The organism is Ralstonia sp. 1138 (assembly GCF_040544795.1).
Classification (GTDB): Bacteria; Pseudomonadota; Gammaproteobacteria; order Burkholderiales; family Burkholderiaceae; genus Ralstonia; species Ralstonia flatus.
The window spans coordinates 1,007,361-1,020,611 of record NZ_JBEPKQ010000001.1 but is presented as its reverse complement, the minus strand read 5'-3'; the positions used below and the strand labels follow the sequence as shown (position 1 = coordinate 1,020,611).

Annotated in this window: 11 protein-coding genes; 6 read left to right on the top strand and 5 right to left on the bottom strand. The window is 58.2% G+C overall.

Annotation, left to right across the window (positions count from 1 at the left end; translation table 11 throughout):
* Positions 1 to 20: 20 nt before the first annotated feature.
* Positions 21 to 1,475, top strand: a complete 1,455-nt coding sequence (locus ABIC76_RS04430) for an aldehyde dehydrogenase family protein (protein ID WP_354533102.1) — start codon at positions 21 to 23, stop codon at positions 1,473 to 1,475.
* A gap of 147 nt (positions 1,476 to 1,622) precedes the next feature.
* Here ABIC76_RS04430 and ABIC76_RS04425 read toward each other — a convergent pair whose 3' ends face one another.
* Together ABIC76_RS04425 and ABIC76_RS04420 are read right to left on the bottom strand one after the other, a co-directional pair.
* A complete protein-coding gene (locus ABIC76_RS04425; protein WP_222614253.1) occupies positions 1,623 to 2,360 on the bottom strand; it encodes a TetR/AcrR family transcriptional regulator in 738 nt (245 codons plus the stop codon).
* Positions 2,361 to 2,410: 50 nt separating this feature from the next.
* Complete coding sequence (locus ABIC76_RS04420) at positions 2,411 to 3,715, bottom strand: protoporphyrinogen/coproporphyrinogen oxidase (RefSeq protein WP_186829269.1); 1,305 nt, start codon at positions 3,713 to 3,715, stop codon at positions 2,411 to 2,413.
* Positions 3,716 to 3,866: 151 nt separating this feature from the next.
* On the opposite strand from ABIC76_RS04420, the gene ABIC76_RS04415 reads away from it, so the two are divergent.
* From ABIC76_RS04415 to ABIC76_RS04400, 4 genes are all read left to right on the top strand, one after another.
* Entirely contained in the window at positions 3,867 to 4,742 is an 876-nt protein-coding gene (locus ABIC76_RS04415) for an alpha/beta fold hydrolase (RefSeq protein ID WP_147214797.1), read from the top strand.
* A gap of 189 nt (positions 4,743 to 4,931) precedes the next feature.
* Entirely contained in the window at positions 4,932 to 6,302 is a 1,371-nt protein-coding gene (locus ABIC76_RS04410; protein WP_147214798.1) for an MFS transporter, read from the top strand.
* Between the two features lie 60 nt (positions 6,303 to 6,362).
* Positions 6,363 to 7,721 carry a D-serine ammonia-lyase gene (dsdA, locus tag ABIC76_RS04405; RefSeq protein WP_260772871.1) on the top strand — a complete coding sequence of 453 codons (1,359 nt, stop codon included), beginning with the start codon at positions 6,363 to 6,365 and terminating at the stop codon, positions 7,719 to 7,721.
* A 118-nt stretch (positions 7,722 to 7,839) separates the two neighbouring features.
* Complete coding sequence (locus tag ABIC76_RS04400) at positions 7,840 to 8,241, top strand: serine dehydratase beta chain (RefSeq protein ID WP_392397947.1); 402 nt, start codon at positions 7,840 to 7,842, stop codon at positions 8,239 to 8,241.
* Here the strand turns inward: ABIC76_RS04400 and ABIC76_RS04395 are convergent.
* The 3 genes from ABIC76_RS04395 to ABIC76_RS04385 form a co-directional block, all read right to left on the bottom strand.
* Positions 8,194 to 9,738 (bottom strand): acetolactate synthase large subunit, encoded by a 1,545-nt coding sequence (locus ABIC76_RS04395; RefSeq protein WP_502947847.1) that lies wholly within the window; start codon positions 9,736 to 9,738, stop codon positions 8,194 to 8,196. The two genes, ABIC76_RS04400 and ABIC76_RS04395, sit on opposite strands and share 48 nt — an antisense overlap.
* A 27-nt stretch (positions 9,739 to 9,765) precedes the next feature.
* Entirely contained in the window at positions 9,766 to 10,542 is a 777-nt protein-coding gene (locus ABIC76_RS04390) for a class II aldolase/adducin family protein (protein ID WP_354533100.1), read from the bottom strand.
* Between the two features lie 67 nt (positions 10,543 to 10,609).
* Positions 10,610 to 11,134 (bottom strand): VOC family protein, encoded by a 525-nt coding sequence (locus tag ABIC76_RS04385; RefSeq protein ID WP_316898975.1) that lies wholly within the window; start codon positions 11,132 to 11,134, stop codon positions 10,610 to 10,612.
* A 433-nt stretch (positions 11,135 to 11,567) separates the two neighbouring features.
* Here ABIC76_RS04385 and ABIC76_RS04380 point away from each other — a divergent pair, with 433 nt between their 5' ends.
* Positions 11,568 to 13,241: a GMC family oxidoreductase gene (locus ABIC76_RS04380; RefSeq protein ID WP_354533099.1), complete on the top strand. Its 1,674-nt coding sequence runs from the start codon at positions 11,568 to 11,570 to the stop codon at positions 13,239 to 13,241.
* Positions 13,242 to 13,251 lie beyond the last annotated feature (10 nt).

Below are 13,251 nucleotides of genomic sequence, written 5' to 3'. Positions count from 1 at the left end.
ATTCGGCAAGGAGACAACGCGTGACCATTGGAAAAGACTCAGCGCATCTTCAATGCGCCTTCATCAACGGCCGTTGGGTACCGCCGAGCGGTGGCGGCCGCCATCACGATGTGATCAATCCCGCGACAGAAGAGGTATCGGGCAGTTTTGTCTTCGGAGACGAAGCTGACGCTGTATTCGCGATTCAGGCTGCGTACGATGCATTTCCCGCCTATTCTCAGACGCCGCTTGCTGAACGCATCGCGCTCCTGGAGCGCATTGCCGACATATATGAACGGCGGATGGACGACATGGCGCGTGCCATCACGTTGGAAATGGGAGCGCCCCTCCATGCGCTGTCGATGCCTGCACAAGCCCCCGCAGGCATGATGCATTTCCGTGCGACGGCAGCCGTCGCGAAGGCGCATGCCTTTGAGGTTCAGTTGCCGTCCACGCGCGTGGTCAAAGAGCCGGTCGGTGTGTGCGCCATGATCACGCCGTGGAACTGGCCGATGAACCAGGTCGCCTGCAAAGTCGCCCCAGCCTTGGTAGCAGGTTGCACCATCGTTCTGAAGCCCAGCCAGAACGCTCCTTACTCCTCAGTGCTGTTTGCGGAAATCCTGGAGGAGGCTGGCGTTCCTCCCGGCGTCTTCAATATGGTCCAGGGAGAAGGCGGTCGCCTCGGCCAGGTACTTGCCTCGCATCCACTGGTCGATATGGTCTCGTTGACCGGTTCGACAAGCGCCGGTGCACAGGTGACCAAGGCCGCAGCAGATACCGTCAAACGTGTGTCTCTCGAGCTTGGTGGGAAGTCGGCCAACATCCTTCTTGATGGAGCCGATTTCCCGACCGCTGTCACACACGGGGTGCTCAGCATGATGAGCAACTCCGGTCAGACATGCACGGCGCCTTCACGCATGCTGGTACCTGCGCACCGCCTTGCAGAAGTGCAAGCGATAGCGGTGGAGGCGTGCAAACGCATTGTGGTGGGTGACCCCATGGACCCGAGCACGACCATGGGCCCCATCGCCAACCGGCGGCAGTTTCTTAAGGTCCGCGAAATGATTCAAGTGGGACTGGATGAAGGCGCCACGCTGGTGAGCGGTGGTTTGAGCACGGTGGAAGGCACTGACCGAGGCTTCTACGTTGCGCCCACGGTCTTCACAGTCCCGCACAACATGTTCCGTATCGCACAGGAAGAAATCTTCGGACCCGTCCTCGTCGTCATTCCATATCGCGATGAGGAAGAGGCGGTTGCTATCGCCAACGACTCGATCTACGGCTTATCGGGCTACGTTTACGGTCCGGATGTTGACGAGGCGCAGCGCGTGGCGCGGCGGATGCGTACTGGCATGGTGCACCTCAACGGGGCTGGGGTGGATCCCATTGCGCCGTTTGGCGGATACAAACAATCCGGAAACGGCCGAGAGTGGGGTGCGGCTGGGATCGACGAGTTTCTAGAAACAAAGTCGATCATGGGTGCAACCGGCAACTGACTGCGGCGAGGGAAGCACGGTCCGGGGCGCCCGCGCTTCCCAGCATGGCTCAAGTCAATGGATAGGGAGCGAAAAATCTGATGTAAATCGATTAATCGTCAGCTTACGAGCCGAGAGTTGTTGCTCGTCGAGGCTCCAGATTGCGGCCTACGCTGCGCTTTCTGCTTGACGCTCTTTTAGAACCAGGGTTTCCGGCAGGAAGCATCTCAGATACGCGAGCGTGGCCCGAACAGACTCCGCGAACGTTTCGTCGTCTATCTCGCCCCGGGCGGAATAAGAGCCCGACCACAACGCCTCCCCGAGTTCTGTAGAGAACATGAAGTAGCGTTCCAGATTTGGGATTTCCGGCATGACATAGGCTTCCCGCATTACCTCGAGCGAAGCCTGCCCGAATGTTTTATTGTGCATCAGGTTGTTAATCCGACTTTGGCGATGCAATGTTGGCCCCAACATGATTTCACTCATGGCTCGATTGTTGTTGAGCACATCACGGGCATCCGCCATCACAGCTTTAACCCAATCTTGCCAGCTTGGGTTCTTTTTGGCAGCCTGGCGCTTGCTCTGCTCCAGAACGATGGCAGTTAGCCGCTCGTTGTATATCTTGTTTAACTCAATATGGATTGCGGTGACCGTATTGAACAGGTAATGCACAGAGGCGGGCGCTATCTTGGACTGCTTTCCAATATCGTAGAGACTAATATCTTCGATATTTGCGGTTTGCAGCAAATGTTCGGTTGCCTCGATAATCGCTTGATATCTGCGCCTGCTTCGCTCTTGAGTTGGCACGCGAGGGGATCGCCGCACCTCTGCGGTGCGTCCTTTTCGGTGCGAAGCCTTTTGGCGCACCGGTTCATCGTCGGGAGGCGTGATTTTTGATCCTGACACTCTGGGTGAATCCTCTGTAGATTAAAGGCGCTCAGCGACGGGTCAGCGTTTTATTTATTGCCTTTCAGCGCTCGTTCTGCTGCACGTAGGCCACCACGGACGCCGGATTCCATGTGGACACCATCGTAATCGTTGCCGGCGAATGAAATCCCGTCAAACGATTCAGCCTCCTTCTTGAACGCGAGAATCTTAGCATGCTGGCCCGGAGCGAAGCGGCCAACACCCCACGTATGCCGCTGCACGCGTGCCTCATCAACCCATTGAGAAATCCCTGGGAAGAAGGCCTCCACGTCGCGTAACGCTTGGATGATCAGGTCTGACTCACTTTGCTGGGCGAGACGCGCTGCATCGGGATAGCAAGGCCATGCGGAAATGATCCCCTTGCCACTTGGCACCAGGTGCGGAGTCTTGACCGTGTGATTCAAAGCCATGTTAAAGACGGTATCCCGGTAGGCGTGCCCCATGTACACGAACGCCTCTGTTTGGAGAGGGCGATCAAGGAAAAAGTACACCAGCGAGAAAGGGGCATTTGGGAATGAAGACAGAAACTCTTTTGCTGTCTGCATACCATCGGGGACGAGCTCGGCAGCCCGATCGATGGAGCATGCGACGATAACGTGCTTTGCACTTAGTGTGGTTCCGTTTTCAAGAAGGACGCCTTCGACCTTGCCTCGATTCGTGAGGATCTTTGATACCGCCGTTTCATATTGCACATTGACCCGTTTGGCCATCCGTTCGGCAAGTGTGACATTGCCTGTGCGCAGCGTCATGACTTTGGATGTGCCAAACATCTTTATGAGATTGAGCGTGTGATATAGATTCGTATGCTCGGCCGTTGTATTTGCCATTCCATGGGCTGCGGGGCGGAGCACAAAATCCTTAAAGTTGCTGCCGGCCCAAGAAAACGCGTCCGCAGCCGAAACATTGTCGTATTCCGGAATGTCTTTCTCTGTTTCAAAGAACGAAAATCGTTTCGACATGGCAAGATACCGGATCGTAAACCACGTGAGATCCAATGTTCCCCGCAGGCCCAGCAGCTTGGCAAGCCCCAAGTTCCCTTGCGGAAATTGGATATTGCCCCGGCGATCCAAATAACCGGCTTGGACGTTCGATTGGGGCATCAGGTCTTGGGACAACCCATAGGAGTTCACCAGCTTGAGCATTTCTCTGTAGTTGGAATGAATGCCTTGCGCTCCGCCTTCTGCTGCATCCCCTTTTCTTGTCAGGCGGACGATTCGCCCGCCGGGGCGGTTTGACGCCTCCAAGACGACAACATCTCGACCTGCTTCCTTCAATGTGTGCGCCGCTGTGAGGCCGGTGATGCCTGCGCCGATAACGATGGTGGTGTCTTTCATGTACGTGAGATGACGTCGTCGTGAGAACGGGGCGCGATGACCCCTTGTGGATCCCAGTGTACGATAAAACTTGACTAACGTCAGCTTTTGGATCAATGTTTGACACCAACGATCGCCCGAGGTGGGCGGGACGCATGCTAGGGGAACTGCCATGGACGGAAGTGTCGAGAACGGCAAAGAGGCGTGGTTTGTAACGTCTACGGGAGCGAAGCTTTTCTATAGAGATTTCGTCCCGGCGCGCCCCGCGTCTTCTGTGCCGCTATTGTGTTTGCACGGGTTCATGCGGAACTCCCGCGACTTCTGCGAATTGGGAAAGACGTTCGCGGCCAAGGGTGTCCGTGTGGTGGCCCCGGATCTCCGCGGGCGGGGTTTCTCTACGCGGTACAGCGACCCCAAGGACTATCACTACGATCTGGTCATGCGGGACGTCAAAGATCTGCTGGACCATCTCGACATTGGCCCGGTTGCGGTATTGGGCGTTGCTCTTGGGGGCATCATCGCGATGGATATGGCGGGAGAGAGCGGGACGCGCGTGTCAGGTATCGTTCTGAACGACCTCGGCGCCGAAGTCGTGGAGCAGTCTGCCAAAAGAATGGCGGACAACGTCGACGCATCGGACTTCGGCTTTGATGAGGCAGTGGATCGCGTGAAGCTGCACTTCAGCAAGACGTACCCGGATCTTGCCGAAGAGCGCTGGGTGGATTTGATGCTGCGAGCCTATCGAGAGGTGGCTCCTGGCAGATATGCCCGGGACTTCGACCTTCGCTCGCTTGCCGATGCGCAACGGATGAAGGCCGAAAGGCCAGATCTATGGCCGCAGTTTCTCGCGACGCGCGGCGTGCCAGTGGCGCTTCTTCGCGGAGCGACCTCGGATTTCTTTACGGCTGACTGCGCTGAGCGCATGGTGGAGGCTCACGCCGACACCGTGCTGACAACGGTCGAAGGCCGCGGGCATCCTCCCCTTCTGGACGAGCCCGAATCGTTGGCAGCAATTGAGGCATTGCTACAGCGCGCTTCACAACGCTGAAAGTGTTGCTACGGTCGATGCGTCGACTCGAGGCGATTGTTGCCTCGGCCGGCCAGCCGCCGTGAAATACCTCTCTGGCAGAGGAACGGATGTAGAAGCGTCGGCTCTTATGGAGCCGCTTGACACAGCTTCGGGCGGAGACAGCCGGTCACCCCGCGGCACCCTAACCACGGCATAGCGTTGTGCACCATGGACAAGCCGAAAGCATCGCGTCTGGTCAGGTATCCGATCTACACCATCGGAGATCTGTCCAGCGGAATCTACTCCGTCACGCCGAGCATCTTGCTGATGTTCTACATGACGAACATCCTGGGCATCTCCGTGGGTGTCGCCACGCTGGCTGCAGTTCTGCCGAAAATCGTAGATCTGATTTCGAGTCCGGTGGTGGGCGGCATGTCCGACAGAACGTCAACGTCGCTTGGCCGTCGGCGTCCCTTCATTCTGTTCGCCGGGTTGACGATCCTGCCGGCATTCTCCTTCATCTGGGGAGCGCCGTTCAGTTCGCCGCTGGCCTCGGCTTGCTTTGTGGCGGGGGTCTTCAGTATCTGCACGTTCTGCTATTCATCCTTCCTGGTGCCCTATTGCGCGTTGAACAGCGAGATCGCGACGGGCTACCACGACGGTACAACGCTCAACTCCTATCGCGCCGTGTACTCCATGCTGGGCTGCGTGCTAGCGGGCGCTGGGGCTCCATTGATCGTTGAGAAATTTGGGGGAGGTCGGTCCGGATATCTGGCGATGGGTATCGTGATGGGGAGCGTCATGGCGGTGAGCGTGATGACGACGTTCTTCACTTCCAAGGAGCCAGCCCGACATGTGGACGCTCCGCACCTGACGAAAGCCGAGATTTGGGGTGCCCTGGTCAACAACCGTCCATTATTGTTGCTACTTTTTTCCTATGTTCTCCACGTCATTGGGAGCGGAGTGCTTGGGGCAACCTTGGCGTACTTCGTCACTTACGTGCTGCATCGAGACGCCGATTTCCTGTCCCTTCTCTTCTTTCTGACCTTCGGGGCGTCTGTCGCGGCGATTCCGCTGTTTGTGTATCTCGGCAAGCTTGTCGGCAAATTCGGATCGTTCGCGGTGGCACTTGTTGTCGCTGGCACCGCAGCCCTTGGGTACCTGATGGTCCATCCAACGACCCCCGTGCCATTTGTGTTGGCCATTGCAACCATCTTGGGGATGAGTGAAGGCGGAATTCAGGTGTTTGCCTATTCGATGTTGGCGGACTGCATCAAGCATGGAGACAGCCGGAGTGACGCGCCGCAGTCGGAGGCGGTGCTGAGCGGGGTGTTCGTCGCCGGCGAAAAACTGGGATTTGCATTGGGCGCGTTGGTTGCCGGAGGCTTGTTCGCTCTGTCCGGCTTGGTGGAGACACAAGAGGGTTTCGTCGAACAACCGCACTCGGCAATCTGGTCAATACGTCTAGCCGTCTCGGTGATTCCCTTGGTCGTGAATGCTCTAGCTCTGGTCGTAATCTGGTTCTACAGGGCTTTTGACTCTCGCATCGTCGCGCCTGCTCCCGTGGAGCTGCATAGCGAGCAACCTTCTGTTTCTTAGCGTTCTTGCGGACGAGAACGCTCCCATCTGGTTTTCCTTCCCTCTAAGAGTTTGTTTTCCATGGACAGGATGCATCTGACACTCGCCTCCGCTGACGCGATCGCTGCGCTGGAGGCGCGTAGACCGCAGTTGTGGACGAACCCGAATCGTTCCCATGACGGGATGCCCGTATGCTCATGGGGAGAGCGAATGATCGGCATGGCCGATGTCACTGAAGCCGCAAACCGCTTTGCAAATTTCAGGCACGTGCTGCTTCAGTTGTTTCCCGAACTGGAGGCCACCGGTGGAGTCATCGAATCACCATTGATTCGAGCCAGCTTTCTGCAAGAGGCACTCGGCTTGCCGCCTTTTGCAGGTCATGTATTTGTGAAGGCAGATCATGGGTTACCTGTTGCCGGATCGATCAAGGCGCGAGGCGGCATCCACGAAGTCCTGGAGTTAGCAGAGCATCTCGCTGTCGCTCATGGTTTTGCTTCCGAAGGTGACCTTGCCGGCCTCCTGGATCCCGAAGCGCGGGCATTCCTTGGCCAATATCAGGTGTCGGTTGGTTCGACCGGCAATCTGGGATTGAGCATCGGTGTGATTGCGTCCGCGCTGGGGTTCAAGGCAACGGTGCACATGTCTGCTGACGCCAAACAATGGAAAAAGGACCGATTGCGCAAGCGGAACGTCGCGGTGGTTGAACACGAGGGGGACTATGCGGCTGCGGTGGCAGCGGGCCGACGTCAAGCGGAGTGCGATGCGAAGTCGTACTTTGTTGATGATGAGGATTCCCTGTCGCTGTTCCTGGGTTACAGCGCAGCTGCGTTAGGTCTGAAGAGTCAACTGCATGCCTCCGGGGTTGTCGTTGATGAACGGCATCCGTTGTTTGTGTATCTGCCTTGCGGCGTTGGTGGCGCACCATCTGGCATCGCGTTTGGTCTTGCTCATGTTTTTGGACCGCATGTGCATTGCTTCTTTGCCGAACCTGTGGCGTCGCCATGCTTTCTTCTTTCTATGCTTGACCCAAGTGGGAGCAACCCTGCTGTGTACGACATCGGCTTGGACAACCAAACCGAGGCGGACGGGTTAGCGGTTCCGCGTGCGTCCGCGCGTGCGGTCTCTACCATGCGGACTGCGTTGGGAGGCGTTTTCACTGTAGACGATGAGCGGCTCTTCCAGCATGTCCATACGGCTGCAGTGACGGAGTCTCTTCGGATCGAGCCGTCTGCGGCGGCCGGCTTTGACGGTCCACGATGGGTAACGTCGCCAGGTGAGGGGACCGAGTACCTGGAGCGCCACGGTCTCAATCAGTACGTAGCGAACTCCACACACGTCATTTGGACGACAGGCGGGCTGTTCGTACCCGACAACGAATACCAAGCCTTTTTTGAACGCGGCGCAATCAGCAAACAGCGGTTGCAGGCAAGAGCGTGCTGAGAAGGACGGTAGTGGTGCATTGATTTAGGAGATCGGCATTGACCGATCCAGTTCGCACACCGTCGGGCAGATGTGTGTGGCGCTGGTGTTCGCCACGGCGATCTAAGCCGGCGTGTTGATGCCGCAAGTGGCCAGCGTGCGCGTTGAGCTGTACGGCTCGCTCGGCGCCACCGACAAGGGCCACGGCACCGATCGCAGCGTCATCCTCGGCCTGAAGGGGGAGGTGTCTGACACCATTGGCCCTGACGCCACCCAACCAATGCTTCCCAATACGAGGCGAAAAAAATGCCGTGCTGACACGGCATTGAAAGACCCCAGAGGAGACCGTTACCGGGATCTGAAGACGCGGTGCTGGCATGTGTCAGAGCGCCAGCAAGATTGGCGTGAATCGCAACAGGGATGCGCCGCGTTAGCGGCTGCATCTCTGGTGGGTCTCAAATCCGCAGAGGAACGCGCCCCGTTCACCGCAGCCCTAGATCATCGCTTCGATAAGCCTAGGACCTCGTTGCTGCATGGCTGAGCGATACAGGTCCGCAAACTCCTCTGCGGTGGTCGCCCGGGACGCTTCCACGCCCATGCCTTGGGCAATCTTGGTCCAGTTCATTTCGGGGTTGTGAAGATCCAGCATCGATAGCGCCTTCTGCCCGGTCTCCTGTACGCCGACGCGCTGCAGTTCGATGTTCAGGATTCCATAGGAGCGGTTGGCATAAATGACAACCGTGATATCCAGATTCTCGCGAGCCATTGTCCATAGCGCTTGCATGGTGTAGGCAGCGCCTCCATCTCCGTGCGGGCAGACCACCTTGCGATTCGGCGCTGCGATCGCTGCGCCAACGGCAACGGGCAGGCCGTCGCCGATGGAGCCGCCAGTCAACGGAAGATGGGTATGCGGCCGGCCGGTGGCCATGGTGCTCAACAGCGCAAGGCCGCTCGTGGCTGATTCGTCAGCGAAGATCGCGTGTTCAGGCGTCAGGTTCGCCATGATCTGCGCGATTGCCAAAGGCGTCAGGTTCCCGCTAGGCATATCAGGCAATTGGAGCGGGACGCGCTTCGCTGCCTGTGGTGGTGCGCCCAATGTGTCGGCCAAAGCTGCGAGGGCGCCGCAAGCATCTTCATGCGGGTGTGCCAGGTAACTCAGGTGGCATCCCTTGGGTGTGCACCAGCTTGATTTTCCCGGGTAGGCGAAGAACGAGACCGGCGGCTTGCTACCCACGAGAATGATCTGTTCCGTCCCTTCGAGGAAGCTGACGATCTGCTCCGCGAAATAGGGAATACGTTCGACTGGTACGCGTCCGGCGCCGAGTTCCGTATGCGGGGCGAAGGTATCGCAGAGAAGGCGTGCGCCGCTGGCCGCCTGGATGCGTCCTGCGGCTTCGAGACCTGCCCCATACAGTGCATTCGCGCGCAAAGTGAGTGCCGTCTTCTTGCCATTGCGCAGAAGCGCGGCGGCAGCCTCGACGGCGGCGGCTGATACAGGTTCAGGCCCGCGGTGAGGCAGCGGATCCGCAGGCCGCTCAGCCTCGTCCCACGCGGTATCAGCAGGAAGAATCAGTGTCGAAATGCATCCTGGAGCCGATCGTGCAGCCTGCACGGCGCGGGCGGTATCGGCCGCCACTGTCTTCGCCGATTTCGACTCGTGAATCCAGGAGGACACCGGTCGAGCAAAACCGACGATATCCGACGTCAGCAGCGCATCGTACTGAAGATGGTACGTCGCGTGATCGCCGACGATATTGACGATGGGCGTGTTCGCCCGGCGCGCGTTATGCAGATTGGCCAGGCCGTTCGCCAGCCCCGGGCCGAGGTGCAACAAGGTTGCCGCAGGCTTGCCGGAAAGACGGCCATAGCCGTCGGCTGCGCCGGTGGCCACGCCCTCGAACAAGCAGAGGACGCTTCGCATGGTCGGCGCAGAATCCAACGCGGCCACGAAATGCATCTCCGACGTACCTGGGTTGCCAAAACACACATCGACATCACAGTTGACGAGCGTCTGAATCAGCGACTGAGCGCCATTGATCTGAATCTTTTGCATTCTGCGGCGCCTTTAGTCCGTGAAGCTCGGATCCAACTTGGTGAGCTTACGCAGCATTCCAGGCCATGGATCCATCGTGCCGTCAGCTTGACCAACACGCATGAGTTCATGGCGGAACTCATCGAGAAGAGACTGCGGAAAGCGGATCAATTCCCCATGTTTCGCACTGTTCGCCAGCAACTGAATGCGGCAGGCCTTGCGGATGTTGTAGTGCCGCATGAAGGCATGTTTTGCTTCGTACCCCAGCGTCAGAAGTCCGTGGTTACGCAGGATCGCAGCGTTATTGTTGGCGCCGAGGGACCGCTGCAAAGAAGGTATGCGTTCTTCGTATGTTTCGACGCCTTCGTAGTCGTGATAGGCCAAGCCGTCTGCAATCGCGAAGGCTGCGGACTGAGAGATCGGCAATAGGCCATCAGCATTGCAGGCCACCGCAGCAATGATGTCGTCGTGGGAGTGGATCACGAAGTTTGCGTCCGGCCTAGCCTCATGTACGGCCCGCATGGGGTACCACGCGTTTTGAACAGGGCCGAATGGGCTTTCCGAGACGACATCGCCTTCCAGATTGATTTTGACGAGACTGGACGCAGTGACTTCTTCGAACAGCAATCCCGATGGGGCGACGAGAAAGTCGTCCCCTACGCGTGCCGAGACCAATTGCATGGAAAGGTCATCCCACCCCATGAAAGGAATGAGGCGGAACAACGCAGCTGTTTGTACCCGAATGTTCCATTCGTCATCCGAGACCTTGCCCTTCAAGGAGGGGTAAGCGGTATCGCCGATTTTTAGCATCGTTCAAATTCTCCAAAAGTCGCACAAGGGCCCGTCGGTCGTCATGACGATGGGTGGGTAGGTGTGCTTAGAACTCAATGACAGAGGGACCCGTGCCGTCCCATGCTTGGGCTGCCGCTTTCATCTGGGCGAATCCTTCCGTGATCAGGGGGCTCGCCTGGATCAATTCCAGGACTGTGCCGCCAAGCAACGGGGGCTCGAAGAAGACGGTTTCAACGCCAATGGAAGAGAGCGTGCGATGCAGGGGTGAGAACCCTTGATCGGCAAGGGTGGCGGTGTCAGCCGCTATGTCGTTGGACAACAACCCAACGTGCTGTACGCCGGCACCGTACCGATTTTGAAAATCCGCAAAGGCGGAGGGCGCCGCGTTGTGTTGTTCGACCAATTCGATCTGCAGGTCGCCCGAGTACGCAAACGCGGCCGTGATGTCGCATTCGGTGTGCTGGCCTCGATATGTCTGCTCCGCGTACTGAATGTGTCGGGAGACAAAGAATGGCCCGATGCCGAGTTTGTTCCAGAGCGCGATGGCCGCATCAACGTCGTCGACTACATAGGCGACTTGCATGACGGGGCCCAACTTGCCGATCAACATTGCGGACTCCTGTGTGAGGTACTCCAATGTGCTGCACGGCCTCAAAAAGCCGGCGTTAGTCGAGTTATATCAGCACTTCGCACAAGAGGCAACTAGACTCGGGAGGGCTCCGGGATAGCCCCTAGGCGCTGCGTAGTACCGTACAAATATCAGACATGGCGCTTCAGTTAGGTCGCAAGATGCGCAAATTTAACGGTAGGCAACGCTGGCAGAACCGGCGGACGGTGCGTGGACGTGTTGAGGTATCTGTTGCCCAGCTCACTTAAATAATTGACTAAGATCGGATTTATGCGCAAACTCCTTTCAACCGGGGAGGCGCTATTGCGCGACGTCGCGGGATGCAAAGAGAGGCAACGACTGCCGGTCTGCGGTGGCAGCTTCGACCCATCTCTCAAATACACGAGCCAGTGAGCGGTTTGCAGGAGGATTCGTAGTGGGCCACAAAGACCACATCGACAAGTCTTTCGACATTGTCATCGTCGGCGCCGGATCGGCGGGATGCGTATTGGCCAACCGGCTGACGGCAGATCCAAATGTGCGTGTATTGCTCTTGGAGGCGGGCGAATGGGATCGCGATCCGATGATCGGATTGCCCGTAGGCATCGTTCACATGACAGCCAACAACCTATATCGGTGGTCGGATGTGTCAGAGCCAGATCCCGGGCTCGGGGGTCGAAGAAACGATATTCCGCACGGCAGGGTGATCGGTGGCGGTTCGTCGATCAACTACATGGCACACACGCGTGGACATCCCGCTACCTATGATGCGTGGGCGGATGAAGGTGCGCCGGGTTGGTGCTACAAGGACGTCCTGCCCTACTTCAAGCAGTGTGAAGCTTGGGATGGCGGCGAGAATGCATGGCGAGGTGGGGCCGGCGAACTCGGGGCGCTGACCCCACCGATCGATGATCCCATCGCACCGGCGTGGTTCGACGCCATTCGTTCACTGGGCTATCCCATCTCGCAAGATCACAACGGCGACCAACCTGAGGGATTCGGGGTTCTGCAATACACCATCAAAGGGGGCCGACGCTCGTCTTCAGCAAAAGCCTTTCTGCATCCGGTTCTGGGGCGCCCCAATCTCACCGTTCTGACCGGAGCGATGGCGACCAAGGTGTTGTTCGAAGGAAGACGCGCCATCGGTGTCGAATATGTGCGGAGCGGCGCGCGAGAGCAGGTCTACTCTCGGCGGACAGTCCTTTGCCTCGGGGCCATCAATACACCGCATTTGCTGATGCTGTCGGGTGTGGGACCAGCGGATCATCTGCAATCGATGGGAATCAGTCCAATCATCGATCTGCCGGTGGGGAAGAACCTGCAAGACCATTTAGCGTTCCCGATGATGTGGAAACGGAAACAGCCCAGTCCATTTCAGAAATCCCTCCGGTTCGACAAGGCCGCGGTGAACATGCTGCGAGCGGTGCTGCTACGTAGCGGGCCGTCGTCGAGGCTTCCGGGCGTCATCATCGGCTTCATCAAATCGCAGCAGAACCTGTCGATGCCAGACCTGCAGCTGTACTTGCAGATGCCGCCGGCCTATGCCGACACATGGTTTCCGGGCATCAAGCGGCGTTATCAGGATTGCCTCGTGACTCGCACGCAGCTGGTGGGCCAACGGAGCAGGGGCGAGATCCTGCTCAAATCTGCGGATCCGGCTGATCGGCCTCGTGTGTTCTACAACTCCTTGTCGGCTCCGCAGGACATTGAGGCCCTGCGGGAAGGTTTCAAGCAAACCTGGGCAATCGTCAACGCACCGGAGTTGGACGCGTTTCGTGGCGAGCCGGTCATGCCAGTTGGCGCGCTCAGTACTGACGCTGAAATTGACGCATTCATCCGCGCCAATGCGAGCCAACAGTTTCACCCTGCCAGCACTTGCCCAATGGGAAGCGACGACGATGCAGTGGTCGATCCAGATTTGAACGTACGCGGGCTAGAAGGGCTGAGTGTTGTGGATGCGTCTGTCATGCCGACTCTCGTTCCGGCTAACCCTAATGTGCCGATCATGATGATGGCCGCGAAGGCAGCTGCGATGTGGCAAGGCGTCGAGACAGCGGCTGGTTTGTCGGCAGCTGCGGAAACGATCGCCGAAGCGCGTGTCCCCGCCTAGGCGAGCGGGC

Coding starts and splice junctions, on each gene's coding strand:
- ABIC76_RS04420 (WP_186829269.1), bottom strand. CDS start 3,715: ATGAAAGACACCACCATCGTTATCGGCGCAGGCATCACCGGCCTCACA.
- ABIC76_RS04415 (WP_147214797.1), top strand. CDS start 3,867: ATGGACGGAAGTGTCGAGAACGGCAAAGAGGCGTGGTTTGTAACGTCT.
- ABIC76_RS04410 (WP_147214798.1), top strand. CDS start 4,932: ATGGACAAGCCGAAAGCATCGCGTCTGGTCAGGTATCCGATCTACACC.
- dsdA (WP_260772871.1), top strand. CDS start 6,363: ATGGACAGGATGCATCTGACACTCGCCTCCGCTGACGCGATCGCTGCG.
- ABIC76_RS04400 (WP_392397947.1), top strand. CDS start 7,840: ATGCCGCAAGTGGCCAGCGTGCGCGTTGAGCTGTACGGCTCGCTCGGC.
- ABIC76_RS04390 (WP_354533100.1), bottom strand. CDS start 10,542: ATGCTAAAAATCGGCGATACCGCTTACCCCTCCTTGAAGGGCAAGGTC.
- ABIC76_RS04385 (WP_316898975.1), bottom strand. CDS start 11,134: ATGTTGATCGGCAAGTTGGGCCCCGTCATGCAAGTCGCCTATGTAGTC.